This is a genomic window from Nesterenkonia sp. HG001 (assembly GCF_034438835.1).
In the GTDB taxonomy this organism is placed as follows: Bacteria; Actinomycetota; Actinomycetes; order Actinomycetales; family Micrococcaceae; genus Nesterenkonia; species Nesterenkonia xinjiangensis.
Genome location: NZ_JAOSZD010000004.1, coordinates 126,174 through 142,592, shown reverse-complemented (window position 1 = coordinate 142,592; position 16,419 = coordinate 126,174). Strand labels below are relative to the sequence as shown.

The 16,419-nt window shown below is 68.2% G+C and carries 14 protein-coding genes; 6 read left to right on the top strand and 8 right to left on the bottom strand.

Annotated features, from left to right (window positions below; genetic code table 11):
- Positions 1 to 155 precede the first annotated feature (155 nt).
- A complete protein-coding gene (locus ODE13_RS08250) occupies positions 156 to 1,037 on the top strand; it encodes an NAD(P)-dependent oxidoreductase (protein ID WP_322478840.1) in 882 nt (293 codons plus the stop codon).
- Between the two features lie 60 nt (positions 1,038 to 1,097).
- Here ODE13_RS08250 and ODE13_RS08245 read toward each other — a convergent pair whose 3' ends face one another.
- On the bottom strand, positions 1,098 to 2,252 hold the full coding sequence (locus ODE13_RS08245) for a glutathione S-transferase family protein (RefSeq protein WP_322478839.1): 1,155 nt from the start codon (positions 2,250 to 2,252) through the stop codon (positions 1,098 to 1,100).
- Positions 2,253 to 2,321: 69 nt separating this feature from the next.
- Here ODE13_RS08245 and ODE13_RS08240 point away from each other — a divergent pair, with 69 nt between their 5' ends.
- Positions 2,322 to 3,215: an MBL fold metallo-hydrolase gene (locus ODE13_RS08240; protein WP_322478838.1), complete on the top strand. Its 894-nt coding sequence runs from the start codon at positions 2,322 to 2,324 to the stop codon at positions 3,213 to 3,215.
- A 21-nt stretch (positions 3,216 to 3,236) separates the two neighbouring features.
- Complete coding sequence (locus tag ODE13_RS08235) at positions 3,237 to 4,457, top strand: cation:proton antiporter (protein ID WP_322478837.1); 1,221 nt, start codon at positions 3,237 to 3,239, stop codon at positions 4,455 to 4,457.
- 55 nt (positions 4,458 to 4,512) lie between these two features.
- On the opposite strand, the gene ODE13_RS08230 is transcribed toward ODE13_RS08235, so the two are convergent.
- Positions 4,513 to 4,920 carry a hypothetical protein gene (locus tag ODE13_RS08230; RefSeq protein WP_322478836.1) on the bottom strand — a complete coding sequence of 136 codons (408 nt, stop codon included), beginning with the start codon at positions 4,918 to 4,920 and terminating at the stop codon, positions 4,513 to 4,515.
- A 180-nt stretch (positions 4,921 to 5,100) separates the two neighbouring features.
- Here ODE13_RS08230 and ODE13_RS08225 point away from each other — a divergent pair, with 180 nt between their 5' ends.
- On the top strand, positions 5,101 to 6,213 hold the full coding sequence (locus ODE13_RS08225; RefSeq protein ID WP_322478835.1) for an SDR family NAD(P)-dependent oxidoreductase: 1,113 nt from the start codon (positions 5,101 to 5,103) through the stop codon (positions 6,211 to 6,213).
- 55 nt (positions 6,214 to 6,268) lie between these two features.
- On the opposite strand, the gene ODE13_RS08220 is transcribed toward ODE13_RS08225, so the two are convergent.
- From ODE13_RS08220 to ODE13_RS08200, 5 genes are all read right to left on the bottom strand, one after another.
- Positions 6,269 to 6,967, bottom strand: coding sequence for a hypothetical protein (locus ODE13_RS08220; RefSeq protein ID WP_322478834.1), 699 nt, complete (start codon positions 6,965 to 6,967; stop codon positions 6,269 to 6,271).
- Positions 6,968 to 7,355: 388 nt separating this feature from the next.
- Complete coding sequence (locus ODE13_RS08215) at positions 7,356 to 8,270, bottom strand: glycine betaine ABC transporter substrate-binding protein (protein WP_322478833.1); 915 nt, start codon at positions 8,268 to 8,270, stop codon at positions 7,356 to 7,358.
- A gap of 87 nt (positions 8,271 to 8,357) precedes the next feature.
- Positions 8,358 to 9,284, bottom strand: a complete 927-nt coding sequence (locus ODE13_RS08210) for an ABC transporter permease (protein WP_322478832.1) — start codon at positions 9,282 to 9,284, stop codon at positions 8,358 to 8,360.
- A complete protein-coding gene (locus ODE13_RS08205) occupies positions 9,281 to 10,525 on the bottom strand; it encodes a betaine/proline/choline family ABC transporter ATP-binding protein (RefSeq protein WP_322478831.1) in 1,245 nt (414 codons plus the stop codon). The genes ODE13_RS08210 and ODE13_RS08205 overlap by 4 nt, the downstream gene beginning before the upstream one ends.
- Positions 10,526 to 10,707: 182 nt before the next feature.
- Entirely contained in the window at positions 10,708 to 12,312 is a 1,605-nt protein-coding gene (locus tag ODE13_RS08200) for a mechanosensitive ion channel family protein (RefSeq protein ID WP_322478830.1), read from the bottom strand.
- A 269-nt stretch (positions 12,313 to 12,581) separates the two neighbouring features.
- On the opposite strand from ODE13_RS08200, the gene hisD reads away from it, so the two are divergent.
- Positions 12,582 to 13,889, top strand: coding sequence for a histidinol dehydrogenase (gene hisD, locus ODE13_RS08195; protein WP_322478829.1), 1,308 nt, complete (start codon positions 12,582 to 12,584; stop codon positions 13,887 to 13,889).
- A gap of 119 nt (positions 13,890 to 14,008) precedes the next feature.
- Positions 14,009 to 14,761: a phosphotransferase gene (locus tag ODE13_RS08190; protein WP_322478828.1), complete on the top strand. Its 753-nt coding sequence runs from the start codon at positions 14,009 to 14,011 to the stop codon at positions 14,759 to 14,761.
- 115 nt (positions 14,762 to 14,876) lie between these two features.
- Here ODE13_RS08190 and ODE13_RS08185 read toward each other — a convergent pair whose 3' ends face one another.
- Positions 14,877 to 16,403: a tripartite tricarboxylate transporter permease gene (locus tag ODE13_RS08185; protein ID WP_179541830.1), complete on the bottom strand. Its 1,527-nt coding sequence runs from the start codon at positions 16,401 to 16,403 to the stop codon at positions 14,877 to 14,879.
- Between the last annotated feature and the right edge of the window lie 16 nt (positions 16,404 to 16,419).

Here is a 16,419-nt window from a genome sequence, read left to right as displayed (position 1 = left end):
CAGGACGGCATCACCACCCTGGATGTTCTGAAATGTGAATCTCGCGCTGCGAGTTCACATACGCTAACATCATCGCATCAAGATTGTGAAGCACCTCACGATTCTCGCCGCCCCGACCGCGACCTCAGCCGCCCGATGAACCCTCAGGAGACATCATGAGCATCCGCCCGCCCCAGCCCCTGCGCGTCACCTTCGTCGGTGTCGGCGCGATCGGCCTGCCCATGGCCCAGCAGGTCGCTCAGGCCGGACACGCCGTGACCGGCGTAGACCCCTCCCCGGAGCGGCGGGCACTGGCCGCCGAGCACGGCCTCACCGTCGAGGAGACCCCGGCCTCGGCGGCGGAGGCTGACGCCGTCGTCGTCATGGTGGCCACCCCGGACCAGCTGCACGCCGCCGCACTCGGCGAGCATGGGCTGCTGGCACGGATGCGCCAAGGCACGACCCTGATCGTGATGAGCACCGTGGGGCCGGATCCGGTCCGTGCCCTGGAGGCGCCGGCCGCCGAGCACGGGGTGCGGCTGCTCGACGTCCCGGTGACCGGCGGGGTCGGCGGCGCGCAGAAGGGCGCGCTGCGCCTCTTCGCCTCCGGTGCGGCCGACGTCCTCGAGGACAGCGCGGAGCTCCTGGGAGCGATGGGGACCGTGGTGGAGTGCGGTGAGCAGGTCGGCCGCGGCCAGGCGTTCAAAGCGGTGAACCAGCTGCTGTGCTCGGTGCACATCGTGGCCGCGGCGGAGGCGCTCGCGCTGGCCGAGCGGCTCGGGCTGGAGCAGGGCGCCGTGCTCGAGGCGGTCTCTTCAGGAGCCGCGGGCTCCTGGATGCTGGTCGACCGCGGCCCGCGGATGCTGGAGGGCCTCGACGCCGAGGTGCGCAGCGCCGTCGGGATCTTCGTGAAGGACTCCGGGATGGTGGCGGAGATCGCCGGGTCCCTGGGCCTGGACGCTCCGCTGCTGCGCGCAGCCCAGGCCAAGTACGTCGAGGCCGCCGAGGTCGGCCTGATCGCCCGCGACGACTCCCAGGTCATCCAGACCTACCGCTGAGTCTCGCCACGCCCCCTCCTCGTTCATCGAACGGGGCCTCCACGCTCCGTACCGCCGTCGTCAACCGTGCAGCGGGTTCGCCCCGGGCGGGCGCTCCTCCTCCGCCACCGGCCCGGGGGCGGTGCCCGCGCCGAAGGGTGAGCCGCCGAGCTTCTCCCGGCCGTGGTCGGAGAGCCAGTTCTCCAGGTCCGGTCCCTGCGGCACGATCTGGGTGGGGTTCACGTCCTCGTGGACCACGTAGTAGTGCTCCTTGATCTGGTCGAAGTCGACCGTGTCCCCGAAGCCGGGGGTCTGGAACAGGTCCCGGGCATAGGCCCACAGATTCGGCATCTCGGTGAGCTTGTTGCGGTTGCATTTGAAGTGCCCGTGGTAGACGGGGTCGAAGCGCACCAGCGTGGTGAAGAGACGGACGTCGGCCTCGGTGATGTGCTCGCCCATCAGGTAGCGGCGGTCGTCGAGCCGCTCCTCCAGCCAGTCCAGTGCGGTGAAGAGCCGCTCATAGGCCTCGGAGTACGCACGCTGGGAGCCGGCGAACCCGCACCGGTAGACCCCGTTGTTGACCTCGGTGAAGATCCGCTTGATCACCGGAAGCATGTCCTCGATCAGGTCCTCAGGGATCAGATCCGGCGCACCCGCGCGATGGTGCGCCTGCCACTGGGTGGAGAGGTCGAACGTCAGCTGCGGGTAGTTGTTGGTCACCACCCCGCCCGAGGGCACGTCGACCAAGGCGGGCACGGTGATCCCCCGGGGGTAGTCGGGGAACCGGGCGAAGTAGTTCTGCTGCAGCCGCTCAGTGCCCAATACGGGGTCGCGACCGCCCTCGGAGAGGTCGAAGGTCCACGAGCGGACGTCGTGCACCGGCCCCGGGGTGGCCAGGGAGATGACGTCCTCCAGGCCCAACAGTCGGCGGATGATGATCGACCGGTGCGCCCAGGGGCAGGCGCGGGCGGCCACCAGCCGGTAGCGCCCCGGCTCCACGGGCCAGGCCTGCGCGTCCTCGGTGAGTCCGGCGGTCCGCGGGTCGCCGATGCTCGAGCTCTCCTCGCGCGGGGCTGCTGTCACGGCGTCGACGTCGGCGACCACGCGGTCTTCGATGTAGTTCGTGTCCCGGGTGAACTCTCCCCCGGTGACGTACGCGCCGGAGGTGGAATGCTCGGTGCCGGCGGTGGGCTGCGGGTCGGTGGTCTCAGCGGTGCTGTCCTGTGCAGGTGCCATTCCGCCAGCCTACGACGATGCCCCCTCCGGTGGAACAGCGGCAGGTTCACCTCGTCCTAGAGTGGTGGCATGACCATGACGACGACGTCGGTGACACGCCTGCTCTGCGAGAACCCCTCCCCCATGACTCTGGAGGGCACCACCACCTACCTCCTGGCCGGCGAGGACACCGTCGCCGTGGTCGACCCCGGACCCGCCGACCACCCCGAGCATCTCGAGGCGATCCTCTCCGCCCTGGGGAAGCGCCGGGTGACCCAGATCCTGGTGACGCACCGACACCGCGACCACACCGGTGCCGCCTCCGTGCTCGCGCAGCGCACCGGGGCGCCGGTGCGGGGCGCTGACCCGGAGCAGTGCCTGCCGGGGGCCGACGGCCGCTCCCCGGCGCCGCTGACCCACGGCGAGCGCCTCGACCTTGGCGATGCTGTGGCTGAGGTGGTGCACACTCCCGGCCACACCTCCGACTCGATATGCCTGTTCCTGCCTCGGGCCCAGGTGGTCGACGAAACCGGCGACGACCGCTTGGGACATGTCGCCCCGGAACCGGCGGCGATGATGCTGACCGGGGACACGATCCTGGGCCGGGGCACCACGATGCTCGACCATCCTGACGGTACCCTCACCGACTATCTGAGCAGCCTCGACCGCCTCGCCCAGTTCGGGGACAGGCAGAAGGACCAGGACCGGCCAGGTCACGGGGACGTGCTCATGCTCCCCGCCCACGGTCCGGCCCAGCCCTCGCTGGCCGAGTCCGCGCGGGCCTACCTGGCGCACCGGCAGGAACGCCTCGACCAGGTCCGGGCTCTGCTGGCCGAGGCTCGACCGTTCTCCCCTGACGGCGAGGCCGACCCCGAGGCGCTGGGCCGGATCCTCTATGGGACCACGAGCCCCCTGCCGGCGCGGGTGACCACCAAGATCGCTGCGGCGCAGCTGGATCACCTGCGCCGCCTCGGCGAACTCTGAGCATCGGCGTAGGCTCGCCCCATGGGTGAACACATGCTCGTGGAGAACCTTCTCTCCACCTGGTGGATCGTCGCTGCCGCCTTCCTCGCCCCCATGCTGGCCCTGGCCACCCGGCGCAGGATCCCCGACGTCGTCTGGCTGCTCCTCCTGGGAATGCTGATCGGCCCTTTCGGCCTGCAGCTCGCCGAGCAGACCGAGGCGGTGGAGTTCCTGCGCGAGCTGGGCATGGGATTCCTGTTCCTGCTGGCGGGGCTCGAGATCAACACCGGTCAGATGCGCGGACGGCAGGGGCGCTCCGCAGCACTGACCTGGGTGATCTGCCTGGTGCTCGGGATCGGCGCCGGGCTGCTCGTCGCCCAGGGAGAGCTGCATGTGGCGATCGTCTTCGCGATCGCCTCCACCTCGACGGCGCTGGGCACCCTGCTGCCGATCCTCAAGGACTCCGGCAAGGCCGCCACCCCGCTCGGCTCAGCCACCATGCTGCACGGCGCCCTGGGTGAGCTGGGCCCAATCGTGGCCATGTCCCTGCTGCTCTCCACTCGGGGCACGCTCGCCGCCGCCCTGGTCCTGGTGGCATTCGCCCTGGCGGCCGTCCTGGTGGTGCTGGTGCCGCACCGGCTGTTCACCCGGATTCCCCTGCTGGGCCGTGCCATGGCCTCCGGCGCGAACACCACCATGCAGACCACGCTGCGCTTCACGGTGCTCATCCTGATCACCCTGATGCTGCTGACCGCGGTCCTGCAGCTCGATGTGGCACTGGGCGCGTTCGCCGCCGGGATGCTCCTGAATGCCGTGTTGGCAGGGGCCGCCGCAGAGCATGGTCGCACCCTGGTCCACAAGGTGGAGACCATCGGCTTCAGCTTCCTGATCCCGATCTTCTTCGTGACCAGCGGAATGTCCATCGACATCGGCTCGGTGGTCTCGCAGTGGCCGGTGCTGCTGGGCTTCGTGCTCTCGATCGCCGTGGTCCGCGGGTTGCCGGTGTTCCTGCGCGAGCAGCTCACGGAGACCCACTCCGAGCTGCGCACCGTCCGCGATCGCCTGGCGCTGGCCCTCTATGCCTCCACCGGTCTGCCGATCATCGTGGCGGTGACCCAGATCGCCGTGTCCTCGGAGCTGATCGAGGAGTCCATGGCCTCGGTGATGGTCACCGGCGGGGCGATCACGGTGCTGCTGTTCCCGCTGCTCGCCCAGATCGTGGAGAAGGGCCGCGCCTCCGCGCCGACCTTCGACGCGGCCTGAGCACCCTGCTCAGGGCTGTCCCGACTGAACCTGTCCCGGCAGGGAGCTCCGCAGGTCAGAACGGGCGCTTCTGATACGGGTGCTCGGTCCAGCGGATCTCGGAGAGCGCGATGCCGTCGGCCTGGAGGTGGTCCACCAGCGAGGTCGCAGCGGACCCGAGCCGGTCGAAGGCGTGGGGCTGACCCACCCCCACCGGACCCGTCGCATAGAAGATCACCTGGAGCACGCGGCGCCCGCGCCGATTCTCGGTGTAGTGCTGGGTCACGGAGAGCTGCCCGTCGGTCACGCCCACCAGCGGGCGCCCGTCCACGTCCTCCCGGAACGAGTCCATGAATCCGGTGAGCTCCTCGACCGCGTTCTCGACAGCGTCGAGGTCGTCGGCGTCGATCTGTGCCTCGAGCACCGCCCATTCATCCCCGGCGAGGGCCCGCGGCCCCCAGTCGTTCCTCTGGCGCCAACGCATGGGCCCCTCCTCCTGAGCTCTGATTCGCAGTAACAATGCATCTTCGTCGCGTCATCTTGACGCGGCTCCCGGGATTCGTCGGCCCGTGAGCCGTCGTCACAGGCGCGCTGGCCGAACCCGCTGAACATCAGCTGAACGGAATCGGCGGCGCGCCACAGCCTCTCGCCCTAGGATACTGACATGAGTACCCATACCGCTCTGATCACCGGCTCGACGTCCGGCCTGGGCGCCTCGTTCGCTCGCCAGCTCGCCGCCCAGGGCTATGACCTGGTGCTCGTGGCCCGCGACGGCGACCGCCTGCAGGCGCAGGCAGAATCCCTCACCTCGCAGTACGGTGTGCGCACCACCGTCCTCGTCGCCGACCTGGTGACCGAGGACGGCGTCGGCGCCGTCCAGGAACGGCTGACCGATGCGCGCCACCCCGTCCACCTACTGGTGAACAACGCCGGCCACGGGCTTCCCACAGACTTCGTGGAGTCTGAGCTCGACGCCGAGCGGGATCTTCTGCGGCTGCACGTGCAGACCACCATGGAGCTCACCCACACCGCCGCCCGGGCGATGCGCCGTCGTCGTGCCGGACGGATCATCAATGTGGCCTCGGTGGCCGGGTTCACACCCACCGGCACCTATTCGGCCGCCAAGGCCTGGGTCATCAACTTCACGAAGTCCGTCCACCAACAGCTGCGCGGCGACGGCATCACCGTCACCGCTCTCTGCCCCGGTCTGGTCCGCACGGAGTTCCACGAGCGCTCGGGGATCAAGGTCAAGGGCGCCAAGCGCTGGATGTGGCTCGATGCCGAGGACGTCGTCCGTGAGGGCCTGACCGCCAGTGCCCAAGGTGCCTCGATGTGCGTGCCCTCGCGCAGTTATCAGATGCTCACCGCCTCGCTGAAGTTCGTCCCCGACACCATGGTCCGTTGGGCCATGGAGCGCCGGGTGGGGGTCCCTCCAGAGGGCGAGGCCATGGCGCAGCTGGAGTCCGGAGGAGGACGGCGGCACGGCGGCGACGGCACCGCCGAGCCGACCAGCGAGGCGACCCGCACCGTCGACGCTTATAAGGCCGCCAAGGCCCAGGACAGCCGTGGCCGGGACGCGGCGGCACCCCGCTCCTCCGAGACAGAGGCAGCAGGACCTGAAGCAGAGGGCCCTGAGACTGCGAGCTCTGAAACTGCCACCTCTGAGGTGCCGACGACGCCGACCTCGACCGTCCGCGCCGAGACGTCCACCACCCACGGGGAGCCTGAGCCTTCCGGCAGCATGAGGCTCAATGGGCGGAACCCGCTGAAGAAGTGAGCTGACGGCTCGCCACGCGGGGAAGAGCCCAGCAGGAAGCTGCCGGTGCGGAGCGTCACCGATGCAGGATGTCGACCACCAGCCGTGAGCCGTCCTCGGTGGTGAACACGTCGAAGTCGTGGACGTCCTCCAGCGCGATGTAGTAGCTGGCGGCCGCCTCATAGGCGAAGGTGGTAGCAGTGCCCTCCACGATCGTGTCCTCCTGCGGCCAGTCGGTCTGCATGACCAGATGGCCCTGGTCCTCCCCGGCGTTGCCCGGGCTCAGGCCCGTGACGCTGATGGCCAGCCAGGCGTCGCCCTCCATGTCGATGGCGTGCCCGCTGCCGGGCTCGGTCGGTTCATCGACGTACTCCGCGTGCCAGCCGGGCAGACCTGCGTCGTCATGGTCGAAGACGACCCGGTCATAGCCGTCATGGGCGCCCAGCCGCACCTCGCTCAGCAGCAGGGTGTCTCCGTCGGACGGCGGGAGGAGCGTGTCCGGGAAGCCCTCGCTCTGCCGGGTCTGGGTGCCGAACCGGTCCATGCTCAGACCCTCGCGATGCTCCAGATAGGGCCCGTCCTCAGGGCCCTGCTCCGCGCCTTCCTCGTCGTCGCTCTGCGGGTCGTCGGCTGGTTCCCCGTCGGTCTGGTCCTCCGTGCTCGGCTCCTCCTCGGTGGATCCGCCGCAGGCGGTCAGCGTCACGGCCAGCAGGCCGGCTCCAAGGGCGCCCGTCCCCCGCTGACGCAGCGTCCGGCGTGCTTCCGGGGCGAGCACGGGGCTCCCGACCCGTCTCGGGGGCGGGCTGTCCTGGCCGGGGACCGTCTCAGGCGAGGATTCCCGTCGCGGCCACCAGACTCGGCGGCCGCCGTCGCGCCGTGTGCTCATCTCGGGGTCTCGGGGGGGGGTCACGATGATCACCCACCTGCCTATCGGAAACAGGAGTCCGTCCAGCGTACGTGTCAGCCCTCGTCACATGAACCCCCGCAAGCTGACGTCGACCCTGGTCAGACTGACCTGGAGTGGTCCGAGGCAGAGCGCGGCACCCGCGATCCCGATTCGTGCTCCACCGTTGTCTCCGACGGGGGATCGCACGAACCGAGGCGCGGGCGCCGCTTCGCTGTCGAGAGCGGAAAGCCCCGACTCCTACAAGGACGTTCCTGGATCAGCCGGTGAGGGCGTCCACGATCTCCTGGTTGTTCTCGAGCCACTCGGCAGCGCCGGCGGAGGGGTCGTCGTCATGCACGTTGACGACCAGGTCCTCCAGCTCCCCGTACTGCTCATCGTCGAGGCTGAAGCCGCCCATCCACTCGGCGACCTCCGGGAACTCCTCAGAGAACCCTTCGTTCGCGATGAAGTTCAGGGTCTCCGGGTCACCGAGGGCCCCTTCCGGGTCCTCGAGATCCTTGACCGGGAACTCGGCGTTCGCCCAGTAGGGACGCCACAGCGCCACGACGATGTCCTCCTCGGAGTCGATGGCGCTCTCCAGCTCAGCCAGCATCGCCACAGTGGAGGACTCGACCAGCTCGAACTCCTGGTCCAGCTCATACTCCGGGAACACCTCGTTGTTGGTGATGGTCATGTGTCCCGAACCCGGCTCGATGCCGACGATACGACCGTCGAAGAGATCGGCGTTGTCATTCAGATCGGCCAGCGAGTCCACATCGGTGTACTCAGGGACCGCAAGGGTCAGCACAGCACCGTCGTACCAGGCCCCCAGATCCTCCAGGTCCTCGCCGTACTGATCCATGTAATCAGCATGGGTGACCTCCGGCCAGGCGGACGGGTAGACGTCGATATCACCCTGCGCGACGCCGGTGTACAGCGGGCCCGCCTCGTTGATCTCGGTGATCTCGACGTCGTAGCCTTCGCCCTCCAGGATGTGGGACCACAGATGAGCCATGCTCAGACCGTCGGTCCAGGATGGGATGATTCCCAGCTCGATGGTGCCGCCGGCCTCTGTCTCGGTGTCCGTCTCGTCGTCGCCGTTGCCGTTGCCGTTGCCGCAGGCGCTCAGTGCCAGAGCCGCAGCCGCCGTCACGGACACGAACGTCGCGACACGTCCAGTTGTCGTCGTCATGATGTACCCCTCTCAAGGTCGATCTCTTTCAGTGTGCATGATCCCCACGAGCAGACGGCACCGCCGCCGGCCCGCCGAAGTGGTCACTCACTCATCGTCCGAGCCTTCCGCGGCCTCCCGACGGCGCCTCAGTGCGCGGGCGAGCCGCCCCGTCCCAGGCGAGGTCCCACCGATGGCCGCGGTAACCCGGTCCAGATAGATCGCCAGCACCACCACGGAGAGACCCGCTTCGAATCCCAACCCAATGTCGAGACTCGAGATCGCGCGAGCGACCTCCCCGCCGAGGCCTCCGGCCCCGACGAAGCCGGCGATGACGGCCATGGACAGCGCCAGCATGATCACCTGGTTGATGCCTGCCATGATCGTCGGCATCGCCAGCGGCAGCTGAATGCGCCACAGGATCTGTCCCGGCGGGGTGCCGAAGGCCTGCCCCGCTTCGACGACTTCGCTGTCGACCTGGCGGATGCCCAGCTCGGTGAAGCGCACCCCTGGAGGCAGGCAGAAGATGAAGGTCGCGACCACACCTGCAGTCATGCCGATGCTGAAGAGCATGACCACCGGTACCAACCAAACGAAGGCCGGCATGGTCTGCATTAGATCCATGATGGGTCGGACGACGTTGCTCACGCGGTCGTTCTTCGCTGCGAGAATTCCCAGGGGTATCGCGATGATCAGGGCCAGGGCGGCGGCGACGGCGATCATCGCCAGGGTCTGCATGGCTGGCTCCCACATGTCCATGCTGATCACGAAGATCATCATCACTGCAGACAGCAGCGCCAGCTTCCAATTGCGCAGATACCAGGCCAGCGCTGTGAACAGGAGCACCATGATGAGCGCATCCGGGGCGTTCAGCAGACTCCCCAAACCATCGGTCAGCGCGTTGACGGTGTCGCGGATCAGCCCGAACAAGCCGCTCAGGTTCGCGTTGAGCCAGCCGAAAGCCTCCTCGATCCACTCGCCCACGGGCACACGCGGCACCCCGAGCCCTTCGGTCTCCTCTGTGGCCCGGATCATGAGGGCACCTCCTCACCGACGACTGTCGGTTGCGTCCCGGTCGCCTGGCTGACCGGGTCGACGAGCGCATTGAGCAGGGTGACCCGTGGGATCACCCCGAGCAGCCGTCCGCCGTCGTCGACCACAGCCAGGGCGACGGCGCTCGCGGCGGAAGCCGGCATCAGTTCGACCAGGGGCGCGTCCGGGCGGACGGCGACCGCGGGGTGGATCATGCCGTTCAGATCATCACGGCCGACCGCGACAGCGTCGGCGACGTCGGACTCATGGACCACACCGCGCAACAGCTTGCCGCGTTCCACGACCATCAGTGTCGTCGTCTGGTGCTCCCGCATAAGCCGGTGCGCGCCCCGGGGCCCCTGTGCGGCGCCCAGGACCGCGACGGGTGGCTCCATGATGGCTCCGGCCGTGAGCACGCGCGTGCGGTCCACGTCCTGGATGAACTGGGCGACATAGTCGGTCGCCGGGTCGTTGAGGATCTGTTCGGAGGTGCCGATCTGGACGATCCGCCCGTCACGCATCATGGCGATCCGGTCGCCCAGACGCATGGCTTCGTTCAGATCGTGGGTGATGAACAGGACCGTCTTGCCCAACTCATGCTGGAGCTCGATGAGCTGATCCTGCATCTCTCGGCGGATCAGCGGGTCAAGCGCACTGAACGCCTCGTCCATGAGCATCACGTCGGTCTCGGCCGCCAGGGCACGGGCGAGGCCGACTCGCTGACGCATACCACCGGACAGCTCGTCAGGGCGGTGCCCGCCCCAGCCGTCCAGACCGACCATCGACAGGGCGTGTGCGGCCCGACGTTCACGATCCGCACGGTTCACGCCTTGGACCTCCAGCGCATATGCGGCGTTCTGCCCCACAGTCCGGTGCGGCAGCAGGGCGAAATTCTGGAAGACCATGGAGATCCGGTCGCGACGCACACGGCGGAGCTCGCGACCGGTGAGCTTGGCGATGTCCTCTCCGCCGACCCTGACGACCCCGGCCGTGGGCTCCCAGAGGCCGTTGACCATACGGATGAGCGTCGACTTCCCTGAGCCGGAGAGTCCCATGACCACGAATATCTCGGACTCTGCGACGTCGAAGGATGCGTCGATGACCGCCGGTGTGAGCCCGCCCTGGAGGAGCTCCTCACGAGTGGCTCCCGCGCGGAGCTGATCGACCCCTCGCTCGGGGCGTCGCCCGAACACTTTGTAGGCGTTGCGGACACTGACGGCAGGATCGGTGCTGTCCTGGCTCACGTGGATCCTTCGTTCGGGGACAGGCCATGCGACCCTGAACCCCAGGCGGAACGGCGTAGCCCAATGGGAGACCATCGCCGGCGACGCGCATCCCCTCTGTCGGACGACCGCCGGGCGGCGAGCTCAAGGTGCGTGTTCCCGCACCATATCAAGCAACCGTTCAGGCTGGCGCCAGACGGCGCTCAGGCACCGTCGTCGGGACGCGCCCGCGGGTGCTCCTGCTCCTCCTCATCGATCTCCTCGCCGCCGTCGTGCTCCTCCTGGCGCTCCCTGCGCTCCCGGTAGGCGCCTTCGCCGGGACCGGAGAACTCACGGTTTCGCTCCACGGCGGTGATGGAGCCGGTGAACACCGAGGCGCCCTCCCCTGCCTGGGTCAGCGGAGTCTCGCTCGAGGCCGGTGCCGCAGCAGAGTCCTCCCTCGGGGCATCCGATTCCTCTGCTGCAGACGGATGTCCCGCAGACTCGGCCGATGAGCCGTAGCGGCGGATGAACTCCTGCTCCTCGAGGCTGGGGCGTCGGCCACCGGCGGCTCCGGGCCGCGCACCGTCACGGGAATCTGCGGCGGGCACCTGCGGCTGTTCCCGGGTGTCCCCGATGCGTGACTCGGCGGGCTCCTCGACAGTGCCGAACTGGCCGGTCCGGACCTGATACGGCCCTCCGGTGAGCGCTTCCTCGTGCGAGACCAGCATGCGCTGGGTCAGCACCGCGTAGGGATGCTCCGCGCGCAGGTAGTTGACCAGGTCCTCCCTCACCAGGCAGCGCAGATCCCAGAGCTCTCCGGAGTTACGGGCCGAGACCACCACTCGGGCCTTCACCATGCCGCCGGTGGCTTCGGTGACCTGCATCGAATAGTCCTTGTGGTCCCACAGCTCCGTGGAGTCCAGCAGGCGCTTCAGGCGGCCCCGCAGCTCATCCATCGGCACCCGCCAGTCGACGTCGAGCTCCACGGTCCCCATCAGTTCAGTGCCCACCCGGGTCCAGTTCTCGAATGGTGTGGCCACGAAGTAGCTGGAGGGGTAGATGACCCGCCGCTCGTCCCAGACCTTGAGCACCACGGCGGAGAGCGTGATGTCCTCTACGGTCGCGAAGGTATCCTCGACCACCACGACGTCGCCCACCCGGATCGAGTCGGTGAACGCCAACTGGATGCCGGCGAACACATTGGTCAGCGTGGACTGCATGGCCAGACCCGCGACGACGGAGACCACACCCGCCGAGGCGAGAAGACCGGCTCCCAGCGCCCGCACCGATTCGAAGTTCAGCAGCACGGCGGCGAAAGCCACGGTGATGATGATCGCTGCGAGGATCCGGCGGATCAGTGAGACCTGGGTCTGCAGCCGGCGGCCCCGCCGGTCGTCGATGTCGTTCTCCCCGGTGTAACGGGCCAGCACAGCGGCCTCGACCACACCCACCACACGCATCGCCCACCAGGCGATGCCGATCACGATGACGATGAACAGGATGAACGCCAGCCAGGAGTACCACGCAGCATCGCCGGCGGCGAGGCGCAGGGTGACCCGCGTGCCGATCAACGTGAGCGCGAAGAACAACGGGAGCCTGGTCCGGTTGATCGCCCGCTTGACCTCGGAGCTGCGACGGAATATCTGCTTCATCGCCAGGGAGGAGACCACTGTGATGGCCAGCGCCACGAGCAGTGCGATCCCCACGCCGAGGAAGATTCCCAGCACGGGCCCGGCGCCGGATACGAGGGATTGCACCCCTTCAGGGACCGTGTCGTCGACGATGGTGTTGAGATCCTCGTCGGGGACCGGCTCTTCAGTGGTCATGGCGATCACGGAATCTCCTCACACATGTCGATCACTGCCGGGCGGCAGACAGTTCGAGCGGGACCGCGCCTACGGCGTCTGCCGGTACGCGATCACCCAGCATGGTGTCATGCCAGCCTGGAGCGCAACCGGAGCCGGACCACGTTCCCTCCGGGGCCGGGCGCGCACACCCTCGTCACAGCACGTGGCGACCTGCTGTCATGTGATTCTGCGTCCTGCGTCTCCACGGGAGAGAATGGGCGATGAATCCATCCGCCCCGAGGAGGAACATGCTCACCCTCAAGGATCTCCGCGGCAGCACCGCGGACGTCAGCACCGTGCTCCCCCGCGCCGAACAGGACATCTCGGCCACCGTCGAGACGGTGGCGCCGATCCTTGAAAAGGTCCGGCACGGCGGCGTCGAGGCCCTCACCGAGCTCTCCGAGACCTTCGACGGCGTCCGCCCGCCGGCGCTGCGGGTGCCGCAGTGGAAGCTGGAGGAGTCCCTCGCCCACCTGGACGCCCGGGTGCGGGAGGCGCTGGAGACCCTGATCGAGCGGGCTCGGGAGGTCCATTCGGCCCAGCTGCCTGCCGCGTCGGTGGTGTCTCCAGCCCCGGATGCCCGGATCACCAACCGGTGGGTGCCGATCGAACGGGTAGGGCTCTACGTGCCGGGCGGCCAAGCGGTGTACCCCTCCTCAGTGGTGATGAACGTGGTGCCGGCCCAGGTCGCCGGCGTCAGCTCACTGGCCGTGGCTTCCCCGCCGCAGAAGGACTTCGGCGGGTACCCGCACCCCACCGTTCTGGCGGCGGCGCACCTGCTCGGCATCGAGGAGGTCTACGCCGTCGGCGGCGCACAGGCGGTGGCGATGTTCGCCTACGGCGCCCGTGACGCCGCCGGGCACCTGGTGTGCCCGCCGGTGAAGCTCATCACCGGCCCGGGGAACATCTTCGTGGCCACCGCCAAGCGTGCGGTGCAGGGTGTGGTGGGCATCGACGCCGAGGCCGGACCCACGGAGATCATGGTGTTGGCCGACGACTCCGCAGACCCCTCCCTGGTGGCGGCGGATCTGATCTCCCAGGCCGAGCATGACGAGCTGGCCGCGGCAGTGCTGGTGACCGACTCGATGACGCTGGCCGAGCGGGTGCTCACCGCAGTGGACGAGCAGGCCGCGCAGACCCCGCATGTCGACCGGGTGAAGCAGTCGCTGACAGGTTCGCAGTCGGCGGTGCTGGTCGTGGACTCCTTGGACGTGGCGGTCGAGGTCGCCAACGCCTACGGGGCCGAGCACCTGGAGATCATGACCGGCGACGACGTCGCTCTCTCCCAGCGCATCCACAATGCCGGAGCACTGTTCCTGGGTTCCTACACCCCGGTCTCGCTGGGCGACTACTGCGCAGGCTCCAACCACGTGTTGCCCACCGGCGGCGCCTCGGCCTACAGCTCCGGGCTGAACGTGACCAGCTTCCTGCGTTCCCAGCAGGTCATCCGCTACGGGCGCGAGGGACTGGGCCAGGTGGCCCGCCACGTCAGCGCCCTGGCTGCGGCTGAGGGCCTTCCGGCGCACGGGGAAGCAGTGGAGGTCCGCTTCCGCTGACGCCTCCGCATCGAGTGGCCACGAATCCCGGCATCTCGGGCCCCTGACCGGCGTGTCATCGGGCAGATCCCGTGATTCGTGGCCACTCGATGCGCGGGGCGACGCACTAGCCTGGAGCTGTGGATCACGAGCAGCCGCTGACCGGCGGCAATGTCAGCGACGACGTCGTCCGGGTCGGAGGCACGGTCCGCAAGCCGTGGAGCTCTGCGACGGCGAGCGTCCACGCCTTCCTGACCCATCTGGGGAACCATGGCATCGACGTGCCCCGGGTGCTGGGCAGGGACAGCCGAGGCCGCCAGATCCTGGAGTTCGTCCCTGGTCCCACGGTCGAGGCTCGTCGACTCACCTCTGACGAGCTGCACAGAGTGGGCGCGCTGGTGCGGCGCATCCACGACGTCGCCGCGCTGCACCGTCCCGACGAGGACGCTCCCTGGGAGAACGTCATCCCCGCCCCGGAGCACGAGCTGATCTGCCACAACGACCTCGCCCCCTGGAACCTGGTGGTTGGCGAGCGCTTCGTGTTCATCGACTGGGACGGTGCAGGACCGAGCAGTCGGCTCTGGGACCTGGCCTACTCCGCACAAGCCTTCACCGCGAACGACCCTGCGGAGGATCCGGAGGCGGCGGCTGCCCGACTCGCCACGTTCGTCGACGGGTACGGCGCGGACTACGCGCTGCGTTCTGCCCTCCCCCAGTCCATGGTCGACCGCACCGCTGCCATGCACCGGCTGCTGCGCGAGTCCCACGCAAGGGGCCGCGAGCCGTGGGGAAGCATGTACCTCACGGGCCACGGCGCGCATTGGGCCGCGGTGACCTCCTATGTGCGCGCGCATGAGCAGCACTGGCGTGAGGCGCTGCTGCCCCGCCGGTGAGGACAGGTCCTCACTGCATCGAGTGGTCACGAATCCCGGCATCTCGGGCCCCTGACCGGCGTGTCATCGGGCAGATCCCGTGATTCGTGACCACTGGATGCGGGTGGAGGACAGGTCAGGCCTTGGACTCCTGCTCGTCAGTCCCCTGCACCTCGGCGAGGATCTTCTCGCGCCGGGTGCCCCTGACCTTGCCCCAGATGCCCAGGCCCACGAGACCCACGATGATCAGGACCAGGACGAGAGAGAAGGGCCTGGTCACGAAGATCGTGAGGTCCCCGCCCGAAACCAGCAGGGCACGGCGGAAGTTCTCCTCGATGATCCCGCTGAGCACGAACGCCAGCACGAAGGCAGGGAGCGAGAAACCAAGGTTCCTCATGAAGTAGGCGATCACACCGACGGTGAGTGCGACCCACAGCTCGAAGCTCGAGGTGTTCGCCGCATAGACGCCGACGATCGAGATGAGCAGGACGGCGGGGATGAGCATCTCACTGGGAATCTTCAGCACCCGCGAGAAGATGGGCGTCACCAGCTTCCCGGAGAAGAACATCGCCACTGAAGTGAGCAGGAAACCGAAGAGGATTCCGTAGGTGAGAGTGGGTTCCTCGGCAAAGATGTTGGGGCCGGGCACGATGCCATGCATGAGGAAGGCTCCCATCACGATCGCGATGGCCGGCGACCCGGGGACCCCGAGGGTCAGCAGCGGCAGGAGGGACCCGCCCACTGAGGAGTTGTTGGCGGATTCAGCGCCGGCGATGCCCTCAGGACTCCCCTTGCCGAATCTGTCCGGGTTCCTGGAGAGCTTCTTCGCCAGGCTGTAGCCGAACCACGAAGCGGTCCCAGAGCCCGTGCCGGGGAAGATCCCGATCAGCGAGCCGATGATGCTGCCCCCGGTGGTTGCCTTGGCCGTCGTCCTCAGCTCCGCGAACGGGACCTTCGTCTTCACCGACAGAGTATCGGGTGCCGGCTGGCTCCCGTTGTCACGGATCATCGTGATGACCTCGGAGAAAGCGAACATTCCGAGGATGATCGCCACGAGTGTGAACCCGCTGTAGAGCTCCATCTGGCCCCCGGTGAACCGCGGGGCGCCGGTGATGAGGTCCATGCCCACGGTGCCGACCATGAGTCCCAGGATCGCCGAGATGATGCTGCGGACCAGATCGTGGGAGCTGATCACCGCCACGGCGAGGATGCCGAGCATCCCCAGGAGGAAGTACTCCGGATAGCTGAGCGTCATCGCGAAGGCCGCGATTGGGACCGCCAGGAAGAGCAGCGCGAGCCCTCCGACGAGACCGCCGATCGCGCTCGCCCACAGCGAGTACCCCAGCGCCTTCCCCGGCATGCCGCTTTGGGCCATCGGATGCCCGTCGAGGATCGTCGCAACATTCGACGGCGACCCAGGGATGCCCAGGATGATGCTGGAGATCGACCCGCCGTACTCGCTCGACTGGTACACGGCCAGCAGCAGGAGCACTGCGGGCAACGGCGGCAGCAGGAACGAGATGGGCAGGAAGAGGACAAGCACCACCATCGCCCCGACGCCCGGAATGGCGCCGAAGAACATGCCAGCGAGGGAGCCGACCAGGATGGCGACGATGTTGAGCGGGTCGAAGAGGACCGAGACGTCGAATTCCGTCAAGCCCATGTGAATACGTCCTTTC